The organism is Streptomyces incanus (assembly GCF_042656345.1).
Lineage (GTDB): Bacteria > Actinomycetota > Actinomycetes > Streptomycetales > Streptomycetaceae > Streptomyces > Streptomyces incanus.
Genome location: NZ_JBHSPC010000037.1, coordinates 91,262 through 107,635 on the forward strand (window position 1 = coordinate 91,262; position 16,374 = coordinate 107,635).

Annotated in this window: 10 protein-coding genes; 2 read left to right on the plus strand and 8 right to left on the minus strand. The window is 72.3% G+C overall.

What is annotated here, in order from left to right:
• Nucleotides 1–74: 74 nt before the first annotated feature.
• Nucleotides 75–374: a chorismate mutase gene (locus ACFP2V_RS14715; RefSeq protein ID WP_381211208.1), complete on the plus strand. Its 300-nt coding sequence runs from the start codon at nt 75–77 to the stop codon at nt 372–374.
• A gap of 649 nt (nt 375–1,023) precedes the next feature.
• On the opposite strand, the gene ACFP2V_RS14720 is transcribed toward ACFP2V_RS14715, so the two are convergent.
• The gene (locus tag ACFP2V_RS14720) at nt 1,024–2,283 is read right to left on the minus strand and encodes a hypothetical protein (RefSeq protein WP_381211211.1); all 1,260 of its coding nucleotides are present in this window, start codon (nt 2,281–2,283) and stop codon (nt 1,024–1,026) included.
• Between the two features lie 249 nt (nt 2,284–2,532).
• Here ACFP2V_RS14720 and ACFP2V_RS14725 point away from each other — a divergent pair, with 249 nt between their 5' ends.
• Nucleotides 2,533–3,642 (plus strand): LAETG motif-containing sortase-dependent surface protein, encoded by a 1,110-nt coding sequence (locus ACFP2V_RS14725; protein ID WP_381211214.1) that lies wholly within the window; start codon nt 2,533–2,535, stop codon nt 3,640–3,642.
• A 123-nt stretch (nt 3,643–3,765) separates the two neighbouring features.
• Here the strand turns inward: ACFP2V_RS14725 and ACFP2V_RS14730 are convergent, their stop codons facing one another.
• From ACFP2V_RS14730 to ACFP2V_RS14760, 7 genes are all read right to left on the minus strand, one after another.
• Nucleotides 3,766–5,565: a GMC oxidoreductase gene (locus tag ACFP2V_RS14730; RefSeq protein WP_381211477.1), complete on the minus strand. Its 1,800-nt coding sequence runs from the start codon at nt 5,563–5,565 to the stop codon at nt 3,766–3,768.
• Between the two features lie 236 nt (nt 5,566–5,801).
• Entirely contained in the window at nt 5,802–7,415 is a 1,614-nt protein-coding gene (locus tag ACFP2V_RS14735; RefSeq protein ID WP_381211217.1) for a succinic semialdehyde dehydrogenase, read from the minus strand.
• Between the two features lie 104 nt (nt 7,416–7,519).
• On the minus strand, nt 7,520–7,972 hold the full coding sequence (locus ACFP2V_RS14740; protein WP_381211220.1) for a hypothetical protein: 453 nt from the start codon (nt 7,970–7,972) through the stop codon (nt 7,520–7,522).
• Nucleotides 7,973–8,066: 94 nt separating this feature from the next.
• Entirely contained in the window at nt 8,067–9,863 is a 1,797-nt protein-coding gene (locus ACFP2V_RS14745) for a serine/threonine-protein kinase (RefSeq protein WP_381211223.1), read from the minus strand.
• A 99-nt stretch (nt 9,864–9,962) separates the two neighbouring features.
• Nucleotides 9,963–11,363: a serine/threonine-protein kinase gene (locus tag ACFP2V_RS14750; RefSeq protein ID WP_381211226.1), complete on the minus strand. Its 1,401-nt coding sequence runs from the start codon at nt 11,361–11,363 to the stop codon at nt 9,963–9,965.
• A gap of 108 nt (nt 11,364–11,471) precedes the next feature.
• On the minus strand, nt 11,472–13,322 hold the full coding sequence (locus ACFP2V_RS14755) for a serine/threonine-protein kinase (RefSeq protein ID WP_381211229.1): 1,851 nt from the start codon (nt 13,320–13,322) through the stop codon (nt 11,472–11,474).
• 168 nt (nt 13,323–13,490) lie between these two features.
• Nucleotides 13,491–16,352, minus strand: coding sequence for a protein kinase (locus tag ACFP2V_RS14760; RefSeq protein ID WP_381211232.1), 2,862 nt, complete (start codon nt 16,350–16,352; stop codon nt 13,491–13,493).
• Nucleotides 16,353–16,374: the final 22 nt, after the last annotated feature.

The window sequence follows — 16,374 nt, forward strand, 5'->3', positions numbered from 1 at the left end:
GGTCCGGGGCGCCTGGCGTTTTCGGACCGTGTCACCCCGGGGTACTCCGCACCGTCCGACGAGGAGCCCCCGACATGACCACCACCACCGAAGCCACGAGCACTGAGAAGTCCGGCGCCCGCGCCGCCGAAGCCGCCGACGTGATCACCGGCGCGCGCGAGCGGATCGACGCGCTCGACGATCGGATCATCGGACTGGTCCAGGAGCGGATGGCCGTGTCGGCCGTCATCCAGCAGGAACGGATCGCCTCCGGCGGCCGACGCGTGAACCTCTCCCGCGAGATGGAGATCCTCGGCCACTACAGGGACGCCCTGGGCAAGCCGGGCACCGCGCTCGCGATGACTCTGCTGGAGCTCTGCCGCGGCAAGATCTGAATCCGAGCCGACGGACCACCCGGTCCGTCCGCCGGTCCGGCCACCGGTGCCGGACCCCGTTCCGGGTACAGACGTACGCATCCTTTCTCACCCGTACAGTGCGTGACCGGAACCGGGATCGCACCGTTGATACCGGTGTCCGTGTCAGCCAGGGGCGGGCCCGACAGAACCACGCGTGGCTCGCCGGAGCGATGAGATGTGCGGATCGTGCCGTGCGTCGTGGGACCTCGCTCCGGACGAGTGACCGGACGGCAGGGACAGCAGTCCGGTCACCCAGGAGAACGGCCGGCCCCGGGGACGCCCGGAGCCGGCCGACGGGACATGTCCCGGTCCAGCCGGAACCACAACGGGCGGCAGAACCACACCAGGCCCGAAGCGCGCAGGCACGAGACCGCAGGCGGCGGGCGGCGGGCGGCAGGCGATCGGTACCCAGGCCCGTCCCCGCCCATGACCGTTCGGGAGACCAGCGGCGCCACCCCCTGGCGCCGCTCCGGCACCGGTGCTGCCCTGAGGCCGGTGCTGACACAGGAAGAGCCCCGCGACTCCGCCCGGCGGGACCCTTCCCCCATGCCGTACGACCAGTGCCGTACGACCACAGTGCCGTACGGCCCAGCCCCGGGGACGGGCGCACCATGCAACGAGGTTCGCGTCAGGTGCGGGACATGACGGCGCAGCCCTGGTCGAGGTCGGGCAGATCCCGGCTCCGGTCGTACGGGTCGCGCGCCTCCCCCGTCGGTGTCGAGCCGTCGAACCGGTCGGCGAAGAACTTCGGACGGATCACTCCGTCGCCGTACCGGCAATCGTCGTTGGAGATCTCGCTCCCGACGGCGAGGGGCCAGATGTGACCGCCGGTCGCCCGGAACCTGGCGGGATCCGCCGCGTCCACCTCGATCACCCGGCGCACGATCGACCGGGTCACCTCGTCGCCGCCGCCGGCCGGGGCCACCGCGTACACGAAGGTGTAGTCGGCCTTGACCACGACCTTCCCGGCGGTTTCCCGCAGGGGTTCGAACGTCAGGCGGCCACGGACTCTCACATCGCCCACCAGTTCGACCTCGTCGGGGTCGAACCGGGAGAACGTCCACGTCGGGTCGTTCTGCTCGGTGGGCTTGCGCAGTCCGGCGCGCAGCTCGGAGAGGTACTCCTTCGCCAGCGGGTCGATGAGGGCCAGGGCCTTCTTCGGCTCGGCCCCCATGAGCACCGCGCGGTCGAGGTTCGAGGCGACCAGGAAGTCCTTCGTCCCTTCCAGCGCCGCCTCGACATCGGCGACGGGGACGCCGTTGACGGTCGCCTTCGCCCCCTTCGCCTCCACCTTCGGCAGCTGGATGGCGTCCGCTCCCGCCTCCCACCGCGCGGCGGGCGAGCCGGCGAACGGCCGGTCACGGGTGGGCACATCGGCCGGGGCGGCGGAGGGGGCACCGCTGGGGCGGGCGGTTTCGGGGGCCAGCGGTACGACGGAGTCCGCGCTCGCCCCGTTCGCGCCGTCCGAAGTACCGGACCCTTCGCCGAGACCGCCGGGCAGCCAGGACAGCGCGCCGGACGGGCTGACGGCGGCAACGGCCACGGCTGCGGCCAGGAGCACGCCGACGGCACTCCAGACGTTGCGCCGGCGCTTCGCGCGGCCGTCCATGTCCCGCCACGCAGGACCGGTGCGCCACCCCTCGGGCAGTGCGGGCGCGGCGGCGGGCCTGCTCCGGCCCCGACGGCGCTTCTTGCCGGCGCCGTTTGCCGCGGCCTGCGCCTCGTCCATGGCCCGCAGCCGCTCGGTCACCATGCGCGCCCGCGCGGACGGCTCCTTCGGAGCGGAGGCGCGAATGCCGCGCTCACTGTCCTCGACGAACTTCTCCCACACGTCGTCGGGGAGGGGGGAGGAGTTCTGGTCTCGGCCTGAAGAGGACTGCTCGGACACTGGGCGACGCGCTTCCTGTCAGGGGGACCGGATCCGGCCGAGGGAAATCGAAGGGTGAGCGTACGCCGAAACGGATCATCCTCCCGGAGTGATCCACCTCACATGAAAAACATGTCAGGACCGGGACAACCATTTACAGGGTTCGTAGATCAAATTACTGGAACCACGGGCCACTCCCGCGCCCCACCGCGGAGGCCTCCACCCGACGCGTACCGCAACCGGCGGTACACCCGACTTCCCGAGGTCTTCATGAAGCTCCGCCGTGCCATGGTCACCGCGGCCGCGACGGCTGTCATATCCCCGCTCGCCCTGCTCTCCGCTCCCGTCGCGTTCGCGACGAGCGAGCAGCCGAGCACCTCGACCAGCATTTCCTCCGTGGACGGGAGCAACTCCTCCACCGACAAGAAGGACCCCTCCCCGGAGGAGACCACCCCGGGGAACGGCGAGGAGAGCAGCCCCGCCGCCGACGACCCCGCGACGGACGACGAGCAGAGCAACCCCTCCCCGGAGGAGACCACCCCGGGGAACGGCGAGGAGAGCAGCCCCGCCGCCGACGACCCCGCGACGGACGACGAGCAGAGCAACCCCTCCCCGGAGGAGAGCAGTCCCGCCACCTCGCCGAGCCCGAGCCCGAGCCCGAGCGAGAGCGCTCCCGGGAACGACGCCCAGCTGTGCGTCGACGAGGACGGCAACGAGGTCGTCGAGCTGAGCGATGACCTGACGAGCGGCCTGTCGGGCCTGCCCGAGACGATCGTCGCGGGCAGCGGCTGGACCAACTTCCGGTTCAACGTCTCCAACACCGGCGACCGTGACATCAAGGACATCGCTCCGCTGATCGGTGTGGCGGCCATCGGTTGGGAGGACATTGAGGACTACTCCGGCGAGATCAGTGTGCAGGTCCTCGACAAGTCCAGCGGCACCTGGCGCGAGGTCGCCGGGGCCGCCGGTGAGGGCGGCACGTTCACCTCGTTCTCGCTGGGCGCCCACAAGTCGACCTCGTACGAGCTGCGGCTGCGGGTCAGCGGCGACGTGCCCGACTCGCTCGGTGTGACAGGTGGCTTCGCCCAGTACTCGGACGAGGGTGGCTGCTGGATCGCCAACGACCCGAACGGCTGGATCTACTTCTTCGACATCCTGGCCGCCGGTGCCGAGCCGGGCAAGCCGTCGGACGCCAAGCCGCAGACCGGTGGTACGAAGCCGATCAGCCAGGTCAAGACGGTCGAGGCCACGGGCAGCCTCGCCGAGACCGGCTCCAGCTCCGCGCTTCCGATGATCGGACTCCTCGGCGGTGCCGCCGTCGTGGCCGGTGCGGGTGCGGTGTTCGTGGTGCGTCGTCGCAAGGACGGTGCGGTGGCGTAAGCACGCCGCAGACAAGGGAAAGAGGACCTGCGCTCGGAGGGGGGCGCAGGTCCTCTATCCTTTTCCCGGCTCGCCCGGCTCGCCCGGCTCGCCCGGCTGCCGCGGCTCGCCCGGCTGCCGCGGCTACTTCTTCGGCGGCATCGCCGGCATCCCCAGGAACGGCAGTTTCAGGGCGCCGAAGGCGTCCGCCGGGACCGCCGGGGACTTCGGCTCGACCGGCTGGAGCCGCTCGTATGCCGCGCCCTGCTCCGGCCGCCGGTCGGGCTCGCCCTTGTTGGGCCAGTACGACATCGCCCGCTCCGCCTGTGCGGTGATCGTCAGGGACGGGTTCACCCCCAGGTTCGCGGAGACCGCCGCTCCGTCCACGACCGAGATGCCGGGGTGGCCGTAGAGCCGGTGGTACGGGTCGATCACGCCGGTCTCCGGCGTGGCGCCGATGGCGCAGCCGCCCAGGAAATGGGCCGTCATCGGCATGCCCGTCAGCTCGCCGATGTTGGAGCCGGCGAACCCGTTGATCTCGGTGGCCAGGGCGGACGCGCCCTCCGTGGCCGCCTTGATCTGCTTGGGGTTGGCGGCACCATGGCCCTGGCGGGCGGTGAGCAGCCCGCGCCCCGGACCGGACGGCTTCAGGTACGTCGTCAGGGAGTTGTCCAGCGACTGCATCACCAGAACGATGATGGTCCGTTCCGACCAGCGCCGGTTGGAGAGCGAACGCACCATCGCCCAGGGGTGTTTCACCGCGTTGCCCAGCCAACCCAAAACCCTGGCCGGCCCCGAGTCGCGGCCCGCGTACGGGACCTGGAGGATCGAGAGGGCGCCCATCGAGTTGGAGCCGTGACCGTAACGGACCGGCTCGATGTGGGTGTTCTCGTCGGGGTGGATGGACGACGTGATGGCCACGCCACGAGTGAAGTCGGCCTTGGGCGAGGCCGCCACCTTGCGATAGTGGCGGTTGTCGGTGTGCGCGCCGACGAGCGCCTCGGAGTTGGTGCGGGTCAGTTCGCCCAGCCTGTCCGAGAGGTGGGGCAGCTGTCCGTTCGCCTTCATGCGGTGCAGCAGCGTCTGGGTGCCGTAGGTGCCGGCGGCCAGCACGACCCGGCGAGCCCGGAAGGTCCGGCCGCTGCCCTTGCGGCGGTTGTCGGTGGGGAGCGTGGCGACGGCGAATCCGCCCTGTGAGTCCTCCGTCACCGACACGGCCGTCGTCATGGGGTGGACGACCGCGCCGGCCTTCTCGGCGAGGTGCAGGTAGTTCTCGTTGAGGGTGTTCTTCGCACCGTGCCGGCAGCCCGTCATGCACTCGCCGCACTCGGCACAGGCCCGGCGCGACGGCCCCGCCCCGCCGAAGTACGGGTCGGACACCTCCTGTCCCGGCTTCGCCTCCGCCTTCCCGTCGGCGTCCTCGCCGTCGCCGAAGAAGACGCCGACCGGAGCCATGTGGAAGGTGTCGCCCACGCCCATCCGCTCGGCCGCCGCCTTCAGATGCACGTCGGTCGTGGTCGTCGTCGGGTTGAGCCGTACGCCCAGCATGCGCTGGGCCTGGTCGTAGTACGGCTTCAGCTCCTCCTGCCAGTCGGTGATGTCGCGCCACTGCGGGTCGTCGAAGAAGGGCTTGGGCGGTACGTAGAGGGTGTTGGCGTAGTTGAGGGAGCCGCCGCCGACACCCGCGCCGGCCAGGACCATGACGCTGCCGAGGAGGTGGATGCGCTGGATGCCGTACATACCGAGCCTGGGGGCCCACAGGTAGTTCTTCAGGTCCCAGGAGTTCCTCGGGAGGGACGCGCGGGTGAAGCGGCGGCCCGCTTCCAGGACGCCGACGCGATATCCCTTCTCGGTCAGGCGCAGGGCCGTGACCGAGCCGCCGAAGCCCGAGCCGACGACGAGGACGTCGTAGTCGTACGCGGGGCCGGCACCGGTATCGGGCATGGGCCCGGTGTCGAGCCCGGTGACCGGCCCGGTGCCGGGACCGGTGCCGTGACCGGTGACGGGCTCGACACCGTGACCGTCTTCGTCCTGTTCCGGGACGGAGTTCTCCTGTGACACGTGCTCTCCTCGTCGAAAGCGGCGGGGCGGGGCCGCCCGCTGGGCTGGGCTCTGTCGGCTGCTGCCGGCTGTGCACGGCTGTCTGCGGTCGTCCGCGGTTGTCCGCGGCGCCGAGCCGGCTAACGGAAGCGGAATGCCTTCATCAGGCGCAGGCTCCGGCTGATGAACGTCGCGTACTGCTCGTCGTCCATGCCGAGGGGGGGCTCGAGGGGCAGCAGCCGCTGGTGGGCGACGGTCTGGGCCTCCGTGAACTTGAGAATGCCCTCGGAGCCGTGCCGGCGGCCGAGGCCGGAGTCCTTCATTCCGCCCATCGGCGACTGGACGCTGCCGTAGGCGGGCGCATATCCCTCGTTGATGTTGACCGTGCCGGTACGCAGCCGGGCGGCCACCTCACGTCCACGCCGGGCGTCCTTCGTCCAGACCGAGGAGTTCAGGCCGTACGGGGTGGCGTTGGCGCGTTCGACGGCCTCGTCGTCGGACCCGAAGCGGTAGACGGAGACGACCGGACCGAAGGTCTCTTCCGCGCAGACGCTCATGGACTCCTCGACGCCGTCGAGGATGGTCGGCTCGTAGAAGTACGGGCCGATGTCCGGGCGGGCCGTGCCGCCCGCGATCACCTTGGCACCCTTGGCGACGGCGTCGTCCACGTGCCGGGTGACCGCGTCCAGCTGGCGTTCGCCGACCAGGGAGCCCATGTCGGCGCCGTAGGCCAGGGAGGTGCCGAGGCGGATCGCCCGGGTCCGGGCGGCGAAGCGCTCCAGGAAGGCATCGGTGACCGACTCATGGACGTACAGCCGCTCGATGGAGATGCAGAGCTGGCCCGCGGAGGAGAAGCAGGCCCGGACGGCACCCGCGGCCGCCTTGTCCAGGTCGGCGTCCTCCAGGACCAGCATGGCGTTCTTCCCTCCCAGTTCGAGGGAGACGCCGACGAGCCGGGAGGCGGCGAGCCGGGCGACCTCGCGGCCGGTGCGGGTGGAGCCGGTGAAGGAGACGTAGTCGGCGCGCTTGACGACCTCCGGACCGACCACCGGCCCCTCTCCGAGGACGACCTGGAAGAGGTCGGCGGGCAGTCCGGCCTCGATCAGCAGGTCACGGGCCCACAGGGCGGTGAGGCAGGTCTCCGTGTCGGGCTTCATCACGACCGCGTTGCCCGCCACGAAGGCCGGGAGCGCGTCGCCGACGGAGAGTTCGAGCGGGTAGTTCCAGGGAGCGATCTGGCCGACGACGCCGCGCGGGTGACGCCGTTCGGTGACCTTCGTGAGGGCCGGCATGGCGCCCGCGTGCCGCTTGGGCCGGAGGTACGCGGCGGCCCGGCGGCCGTAGTGACGGGCTTCGATGGCGACGCCCTGGACCTCCTCGTGGGCGTGCAGGCGGGCCTTGCCGGTCTCCAGCTGGATCAGGTCGAGCACCTCGGCCTGGCGTTCCAGGATCAGGTCGTGGAAGCGGAGCAGCACAGCGGCCCGCTGACGTACCGGGGTCCGCTCCCACACGGCCTGGGCGGCGCGGGCCGCCTCGAAGGCCCGCTGCACGTCCTCGGGGGTCGACTCGGGGAGGTCGGCCAGCTTCTCGCCGGTGAACGGTGTGTGGTTGGCGGTCCGTCCGGCCCCGACGACGCCCCTGGTGAGCTGGGCGACCAGTTCGGGCGTGACCACGTCGACCGCGGTCCGGGCGCCCGCCGGGGTGGGGGCGAGAGGATTGGTACCGGTCGTGTGCCGGGTCTGCGCGTCCGTCATGAGCCGCAGGGTATGCCCGCGCGAACGCTTTGTGTACCCGCCGGTAACGGATTCACGGACTGCTCACGCACCACGCCAGTGAACGCTGGCAGCAAACCCGCTGATCAGGGCGTTGACGACCGGACCGCCCCGATCTCGAGCCGGTCGCGGGCGCTCTTGAACACCGCCGTCCCGTGCTTCTCCCCGGGTCCGCCCTTGGGCATGTGGACACTGAGTTCGCGCATTTCGCACATACGGCCGTCGTCGGTGCGGATCAGCAGCTGCACGAGCCGGCTGGGAGGCTCCCCCGGGCCGCCGGTCGTGTCGGCGAGGACGGCTTCGTGACCCTGGAAGCTGGTGCGGGTGCACTGCGTACGCACCTCCCTGTCGTACGTTCCCCAGTCCACGTGCTCGGGCTGCGCCTGTGCCATCGGGGACCGGGGGGCGCGGTCCCCCTGGGTGAGGCGGACCTGCACGATGCCACGGGAGCCGACGTCGCCGGAGTCGCCGGAGCCGAGCCGCTCGATCAGTCGGTGGCGACCGCCGACCAGGCGACCCCCGGGCGTCCGTCGCGCCACCGTCGTCGCTCATGCCCCCATCAGTACCGTGCGAGGCACCGCGTTGTCGACGCGGTGCCCGGACCGGACGTGGCACAGCCCGGACCGGACCGGCTCAGAGCTTGGCGACGTCCAGGTTGGCGATCACTGTCTTCGCCACTTCGCGCCCGCGCTCCGTGAAGTCACCCTTGCCCGGGTAGCTGATGGTGAGCTTGTACATGTCCTCGTCGGACGTCATGTAGTAGAAGATCCGCATTTCCCGGGGGCGGGGGTTCTGACTGTCGTTCGTCATGTAGACGACGGTGTTCTCCGCGGCCTTCTTCCCCTTGTACGTGAGGTCCGGCTTCGGCTTCGTCACCGGCCCCTCCGGCATGTCGAGGTCGTAACTGCCCCTCTCCTTGAAGCCCTTGTTGTCGTCGTACATCTCGGCATCGGCGGAGGCCTCGATGCTGTTGTTGGTGTCCTCGGCCTTCCGGGCCAGCGTCAGGCCGATCCAGATGCTGCCGCTGTAGTCCGTGTACCTGACCCAGTGCCCCTTGTCGCCGCCCATGGACTTCTCCGGGTCGGGCACGGTGCGCTGGTAGTCCTTCGGGACCGACACGGACGCCGCGACGTCCTTCTCCTCGTGGGTCTTCCAGCCGTCCGGCAGCGGTCCCGCGAACGGGTCCGCGATCACCAGGTACGCGGCCACCGCTCCGGCGACGACCGCCGCGCCCAGTCCGGTCAGCGTCTTGTAGCCGATCCGGATGCCCTTGCCTCCGGATCCGTTCCCGGATCCATCGCCAAAACCGGCACCGGTGCCGTCGCCGAGGCCCGGGGCGTGAACGATCTGCGTGGGCTGGGGCGCGGGCGGGTTCGCGACGGCGTCCAGCAGCGCGCGCACCCGGGCGGCGTTCGGGCGGTGTGCCGGGTCCTTCTGCAGCAGGCCCGTGATGACCTCGGCCAGCGGCCCCTGCGCGGCGGCGGGCGGCGCGGGCGCGGCGTTGAGGACGGACTGGAGGGTCGCGGGCGTGTTGCTGCGCCGGAACGGCGAGACGCCCTCCGTGGCCGCGTACAGCACGACGCCGAGGGACCACAGGTCGGAGGCGGGCCCGGGGCGCTGGCCCAGTACCCGCTCGGGCGCGATGTACTCGGGCGAGCCCACGAAGCCGCCGGTGTCGGTCAGGTTGGTCTCGCCCTCGATCTGGGCGATGCCGAAGTCGGTGAGGACGACCCGGTCGTACCGGCCGAGCAATATGTTGTCCGGTTTCACATCCCGGTGCAGGATGCCGGCCGCGTGCGCGGCCTCCAGCGCGCCGAGCACCTCCAGGCCGACCCTGGCCGCCTCGCGCGCGGAGAGGGTGCCCTCTTCCTGCAGTACCGCGCCCATGGAACGGCCCTGGACCAGCTCCATCACGATCCACGGCTGCCCGTCCACGACCGCGACGTCATGGACGTTGACCACCGCGGGGTGATCGAGCCGGGCGGCGGCACGGGCCTCGCGGCGCATGCGCTCGAACGCGTTGGCGCGTTCGCGTTCGGGAAGGTGGTCCGGGACGCGGGGCTCCTTGACGGCAACCTCGCGGTCCACCGTCTCGTCCGCCGCCCGCCACACCGTGCCCATACCGCCGTGCCCGAGCTTGGAAAGCAGCCGGTAACGACCGGCGATGAGCCGACCGACGCCGGGGTCGTCCTGCGACGACCGAGGAGGCGATGACTCATGGCGGGACGGCTGCGACGGCTGCGACGGCGCCTGCGGCCGGACCGGCGCCTGCTGGCGCGGCTGCTGCTGGGACTGCTGCGGAACCATCTGCGTGGGTGCCGCGTACGGGTTGCCCGGATGCGGCACGGACGCGGGCGGATTCGGCGGTTGCAGACCAAAACTCGTTGGCTCGTCGGCCGCGCCGTGGCGGGCTCCCCCGTTGCTGCTCATGCTCCATCCATATCGCGCCAAGCCCTCGCGGAGCCACAGCGGGTGCCGTCCGGTCACAGACCCGTGACTCCGTCCGCGGCTTATCTACCTTTTATGCGGCTACATGCCGGACGAGGCCGTGCCGGACGTCACAGACCTCGAAAGCGGCACCACGGCGGAAGGAACCGGAGAAGCGGGAGAAGTCGGAGAGGCGAAAGATGCGGGAGATACCGGAAATGCGGAAGAAGCGGACGGGCCCGCCGTGCGGGAGGGGTCGGCCGTGCGGGACGGACCGTCCGTGCGGGACGGACCGTCCGTACGGGACGGGCGGGGCTCCGGAGGCCGGCTCGCGGGTGTCAGCGGCCCGGTGCTCGACGGCGTACCGCCTTCGCCACCACCGCCGCCGCTCCCGTCACCGTCGCGGTCCAGGAGCAGGACCGCCGCGGACACGCCGGCGCCCACCAGCGCGGCGACGGCCAGCGCGGCCACGAGCACGCTCCTCGTGGGCCGCCCCGGCGAGCGCACGGCGGTGACGGCAAGGCCGCCGGGGGTGCGCGCCGACCCGGCCGTCCCTCCCCGCTCCGGAGGCGGCCGACGAGTCCGGCCCCGTCCGCGCGCCGGGTATCCGGACGGCAGGTATCCGGGCGGCGGGGACTCCGGTGTGCGGCCCGTCTCGAGGAAGGACCGCAGCATCCCCTCGGCACGGTCCGCGTCCAGCCGCCGGGCGGGGTCCCGTTCCAGCAGCCCGCGTACGACGGGCAGAATCGGCCCGGCCTGCGCGGGTGGCCGTATTTCGTCGACCACGACCGCGTGCACGATCCCGCCGATCGAGTCCCGGCGGAACGGCGACTCGCCGCTGAGCGCCGTGCACAGCAGCGCGCCCAGCGACCACAGATCGGACTCGGGTCCGGTCCTGGCCCCGGACATCCGCTCGGGGGCGGTGTACTCGGGCGAGCCGACGAAGGAGCCGGACTCGGTGAGCGTGGTGGCGCCCGCGACCTGGGCGATGCCGAAGTCGGTGAGGACGACCCGGTCGGTGCCGCGCTCGAGCAGCACGTTCGCGGGTTTGAGATCGCGGTGCAGGACGCCCGCCGCATGGGCGGCGCGCAGTGCGCCGAGCAGGTCGACGCCGATGCGCGCGGCCTCCATCGCGTCGACCGGGCCCTGTGCGGCGATACGGTCGGCGAGCGAGCCGCCGTCGATCAACTCCAGCACGATGTACGGGCGTTCGTCGTCCTCGACGACATCGTGGACGACGATGATGTGCGGATGGCTCAACTGGGCGAGCGCCCGCGCCTCCCGCAGGGTGCGGTCCCGCTGCCGCCGCGCCTCCGTCGCGGAGAGCGCCTCGTCCAGGGGAAGCTCCTTGACGGCGACACCCCGCCCGAGCAGTTGGTCCGTCGCCCGCCACACCACGCTCATACCGCCGCGCCCGAGCCTCGCCTCCAGGCGATAACGGCCCGCGATGACACGGACGTTGTGCCGTGCGGACCCGCTTTCGGGCTCCCCCTCGGTCACCATGGGCCCATCATGCCCCACCGGATGTCATCCCTCCGGTAGGCCTATCCGGCCAAGCGCCACCGTCGCGGAACCGGACAGTTGGCTTCCCGCGGGGGGCCGGGGCCTGTCCTAGCGGGGTTCCCGCCACCCCTGCAGGACCGTTTCGAACTGCTTGCTCGTCGCGGCCCAGTCCTCCGCCGGGGACGCCATGTAGATCGCGTACTCGACTCCGTCACGGGAGATGTACATCTGGTCGACGGCCTGGTACGGCCCCGGGAACTCCGTGTCCTTCGCCAGCGCGGTCCAGATGTACTCCAACCGCGCGCTCTCGCGGTCGCGGTAGACGCGGCGTTCCAGACCCACCTGCCGGTAGTCGACCAGCCGCTGCCCTATCTGCTGGTCCAGATCGCTCAGGTGCTCGTACGGGTCGTCGAAGTCGGGGAAGTCGTCGGCGGCGATACGGATGAAGCTCCTGCCGCCGTCGGGCGTGTAGTCGACCTGGCGCGTCTCCTCGTCGAAGACGACCCGCTGCCAGTCGTCGCCGGGCAGGGCGATGCTGAAGCCGAACGGATCGTCGCGGCGCACCCAGCCCGCCGGAAGCCCACCCGTCTGCTCGCTGTCGCCCGCACCGGCCTGGTCGGGTGTGGGTGTGGGCGTGGGCGCGGGCATCGGCTTGTCGAAGGGCGACGCCGAGCTGCTGCTGTCCTGGGACTTGCCGTCGTCCCCTTGTCTGAGGAGTATCGCGGTCCCTCCACCGGCGAGCGCGGCCAGGATCACGACGAGGGCGATCAGACGCCCGCGCCCGAGCCTCCGCGGCCCGGCGGCGGTGACGCCTCCGGAGGGCGGCTGGAGAGCCGTGGCACCAGGGCCCCCACCGCCCAGCAGGCCAGAGGTCCCATCGGTCGTGCCGGGTGTACCAGTCGCGCCGGGCGCGGGTCCGGTCCCCGTGCCGGCCGCCGGTGGAAAGTACGACGGCGGCACGGCACCCGTGCCGGCACCGGCACCCGCCCCTGGCTCGTACGCCGTCGATCCCGACGGCCACGGCGACGGCGGATGCGCCTGCGATGGCGATGACGACGGCGCCTGCGCCTGCGACGACGGCGGTGCCGACGGCATCCGGGTGCCGTCGGCCTGCGTCATCACGTACCTCTGCGCCGAAGCAGGCCGCCGCCCCTCCGCCGCCTCGGCGAGCATCTGCTCGGCCGCCGCCGCGTCGGGCCGCGTGGCCGGATCCTTGCGCAGGAGCGCGCTGATGACGGGCGCGAGCGGGCCGGCGTACGGCGGCTCGTCGGCCTCCTCCTCCACGACCGCCTGCATGGTGGTCAGCGGAGACGTGCGACGGAACGGCGATCTGCCCTCCACCGCCGTGTACAGCGTCGCGCCGAGCGCCCAGAGGTCCGAGGCGGGACCGGGATCCAGGCCGCGGATCCGCTCGGGTGCCAGGTAGTCGACCGAGCCGACGACCTCCCCGGTACGGGTGATCGCCGTGTCGCCCTCGATCTGCGCGATGCCGAAGTCGGTGAGCAGCACGCGTCCGTCGTCGCCGAGGAGCACATTGCCCGGCTTGACGTCGCGGTGCACCACCCCGGCGGCGTGCGCGGCGCGCAGCGCGCGCAGCACCCACAGGCCGATGCGGGCCGCCTCACGGGGCTCGACGCGCTCCCGCTCCTTGACGGCGTCGGCGAGCGAATGACCCTCGACCAGCTCCATGACGATCCACGGCCGACCGTCGTGCTCCAGCACGTCGTGCACGGTGACGACCGCGGAGTGGTTGATCCGTGCCGCCGCGCGTGCCTCTGCGCGGGTACGCGCCAGCATCATGGCCCGGTCCCCGTCGGAGACGTAGAGCGCGGCGGTCAACTCCTTGATGGCCACGGACCGGTGCAGCACCTCATCATGCGCGCGCCACACCCGGCCCATGCCACCGCTGCCGATGGCATCGCCCAGCCGGTAGCGACCCGCGACGAGCAGGCCCTGCATCTGATTCACCTTGCCCCGCAATGGTCTTGACAGCGTCAGGTTAGATTTACGGGGTCCGGCCTGGGAACAGCGAGCGGGCCATGGAAACCGCACTGTGATGGTTGCCACTACGGGAAACGCGCGGCGGCAGACGCGACGGCGGCGACCACTGAGGCGTACGGCGCCGGGTCAGCCGGTGAGCCGGTAGGTCGCCGAGGCCCGCTCGAACAGCCGGGTCACCTCGTCACGTTCACCCTCCGGGCCGCGCACCTGCAGCACGTGGTACCGGCCGTCGATCAGCGCCGCGAGGTTGCGGATGTACAGTTCGCCCCCGTCGCCGGTCCAGGTGAACTGGCCCTCCGCCATGGTCCGTCCGCCCACCTCGATGGTCTTCAGACCGGTGGAGGTGGCCCAGCTGGAGTCGCGGTACGGCTGGAGCTCGCGCTCGTCGTCCCGCTGATAGGCCATCGGGTCGTCTCCGTACTGCGAGGCGCTGTCCCGGCCGGGTACGACGATCAGCTCGAAGTCGCCGCTGGAGTAAAGAACCTGACCGCTGCCGTTCTTCCCGGTGCGCTGCCAGCCCTCCGCCACGGCGACGCGGAAACCCTCCGGGTCCTTGCGCAGGGTGAAGCCCTTGGGGACGGCGGGATCGTCGGGGCCGGTGGTCTGCGTCTCGCCGGCCGCGCCGGACTTCCCGGTACCGCCCTCCGGACTCTTCGGATCCTCCGGCTCCGCCGAGGAGTCGCCGGATCCCGGTGCGCCGCCCGCCTCCTGCGACGGAGACGCCTCGCCGGTCGCCCCGGCCGCGCCGGTGCGATCGGCCGCCCCCGCGTCCCCGGTCCCCTCACCGGCCTTCGGCATGAACATCACGGCGTACGCGATCGCCGCGGCCATGACGAGCAGCACCAGCAGGAGCAGGGTGCGGCCCAGCCGGCGCGGGGACCCCGGCTCCTGCTTGGCCCGCTTGTGCCGTCCGTGGTGCGCGGGCAGTCCGGCGCGGCGCCTGCGCACCAGCTCGCCCCGGCGACGCACGACCGGCAGCCGGCCGGTGTCGACCGGCGGTGCAGCTATGACGTGCACGCCGGCTTCCGGCTCGGGCGCCGACCGCACCAGCGAACGCAGCCAGCCGCGCAGCTCCTCGAAGTCGAGCCGCTCGGTGGGGTCCTGACGCAGGAGCGACTCCACGACCGGCCTGAGCGGACCGCACTCCTCGGCGAACGCGGCGGGCTCGGCGCACACCATCTGCACCAGCTCGGCCGTCGATTCCTCCGGGTAGGGCGCGTGTCCCTGTACGGCCCGGAACAGCAGCGCGCCCAGCGCCCACAGGTCGGTCGCGGGGCCGATGGGCGCGGCCAGCTGCCAGTTCTCGTGCACGGGCCCGGCCTGCTCCGGTGCCCACCGCTCCGTCACGGGGCCGATGACGGCCATCCGCGCCTGTCGTGCCCGCTCGGCGGCCAACGCGGTGGCGGGGCCACGGCGCGCGGGTGCGTGGGCCGCCGACTCGCCCCAACGGGCGGTCGGGGTGGCCCCGCCGGGCGGTGCAGCCCCGGCGGGGCCGGTCACGCCGGTCACGGGGCTGAGCGCGGGTGCCGGCGCAAACCCGCCGGGCGGCAGGGCGGGGCGCCCGGGCCCGTCGGCCCCGCTGAGGCCCCTGCCACTCCCGCTCCCGCTCCCGCTCCCGCTCCCGCTGCCACTGCCACTGCCACTGCCACCAGGCAACTGCGGGCTGTCGGTGCCCGGTTCTGCGGCGGGAGCGCTGCGGGGCGTGGCGCCGTGCCAGCCGGTGGCCTCCACCCCGTACGGGTCGGCTATCAGTCCCGGCGGGACCGCACCGGTCCCGCTCCCGCCCGGAGTGCCCGACGAACCATTGGTGTGCGGTGCGAGGACGGCCGGGGCGCCGTCCCCGGTGGCGGGATCGGCGCCGGGCAGGGCGGCTCGGCCCAACCGCTGCGCCTCCTGCACCCGGGCGGCGGCACGGGCACCCGCCCGGTACGCGGCGATCGCCCCCGCGCGGGCAGCCCTTACGTCCCCGGCGCTGTCGGTGGCCCGCGGGGCCGCCGCGGCGGAGGCCCCGCTGCCCGGGTCCGCCGCCCCGCTCCCGGGCAGCCGACCGGCCCGCGCCTCGATGGCGGCCCGCCGCGCGGCGTCAGGATTCGATGCGGCGCCGGGACCATGGGTGGGACCGGTACCGAGACCGTGTGCGGGACCAGAACCGCGTGCGGGGTCAGGGTCGGGGTCGGCGGTGAAGCCGGGCGGCCACGACGGAGTGCGCCCTGGTGCCTGTGCCGGAATGCCGGTTCCCGTGGGTGCCACGGGTCCCAGGGCCTCGGCTGCCGAGCCCGCGCCCGGCACCGCTGGGTTCGGAGCAGCCGTACCCGGAGCAGCCGTACCCGGAGAGGTGGTTTCCGGAAGGAACGTGTCCGGGGCAGGCACCGGGTCGTACCCGCACAGCGCCTCTTCCGCCGCGCCGACCGCGAGACCGGTCAGCATCACACGGCCGTCGTCGCAGACCAGCACCGTGCGCGTGGTGATGTTCCGGTGCACCCAGCCGTGGCCGTGCAGTACCCGCACGGCCATCAGAACGTCGGCGGCGACCTCGGCCGCCCGGTACGGGGTCAGCGGCCGCTCGGACAGCAGCGCCGCCAGCGGCCGGGCGGGCACCAGTTCGCTGACGATCCAGAGGGAACCTCCCTCCGCGAACACGTCGAAGACCTGGTCCAGCCGCGGATGGTCGGGGATGGCCGCCGCGGCCTGCGCGGCCTCGACCGCTCGCCGTACCACGGGGTCGGTGGGCCGCCGCGTGCCCGCGCGGTCGGCCGTGCGCCCAGCGGCCCGGCGGGCGCTTCCGTCCCGCGCCGTGAAACCGTCGGGCAGCCCCTCCGCGTCGAGTACCTCGGCCTCGACGACCTCCGGCAACGGCACCTGTCTGACGAGGACTTCCTGCCCGCTGTAGGTGTCGAAGGCGCGGGTCTCGGTCAGTTCGTACTCGTCGGAGGGAGGCAACGGCAGGCGGTAGCGGTCGGCGAGAACCCGCCCCGCGTATTCGTCCACTGCGCCTCCCCCGGCATTATGG

Coding starts and splice junctions, on each gene's coding strand:
- ACFP2V_RS14715 (WP_381211208.1), top strand. CDS start 75: ATGACCACCACCACCGAAGCCACGAGCACTGAGAAGTCCGGCGCCCGC.
- ACFP2V_RS14755 (WP_381211229.1), bottom strand. CDS start 13,322: ATGCAGGGCCTGCTCGTCGCGGGTCGCTACCGGCTGGGCGATGCCATC.
- ACFP2V_RS14725 (WP_381211214.1), top strand. CDS start 2,533: ATGAAGCTCCGCCGTGCCATGGTCACCGCGGCCGCGACGGCTGTCATA.
- ACFP2V_RS14745 (WP_381211223.1), bottom strand. CDS start 9,863: ATGAGCAGCAACGGGGGAGCCCGCCACGGCGCGGCCGACGAGCCAACG.
- ACFP2V_RS14750 (WP_381211226.1), bottom strand. CDS start 11,363: ATGGTGACCGAGGGGGAGCCCGAAAGCGGGTCCGCACGGCACAACGTC.
- ACFP2V_RS14735 (WP_381211217.1), bottom strand. CDS start 7,415: ATGACGGACGCGCAGACCCGGCACACGACCGGTACCAATCCTCTCGCC.
- ACFP2V_RS14730 (WP_381211477.1), bottom strand. CDS start 5,565: ATGCCCGATACCGGTGCCGGCCCCGCGTACGACTACGACGTCCTCGTC.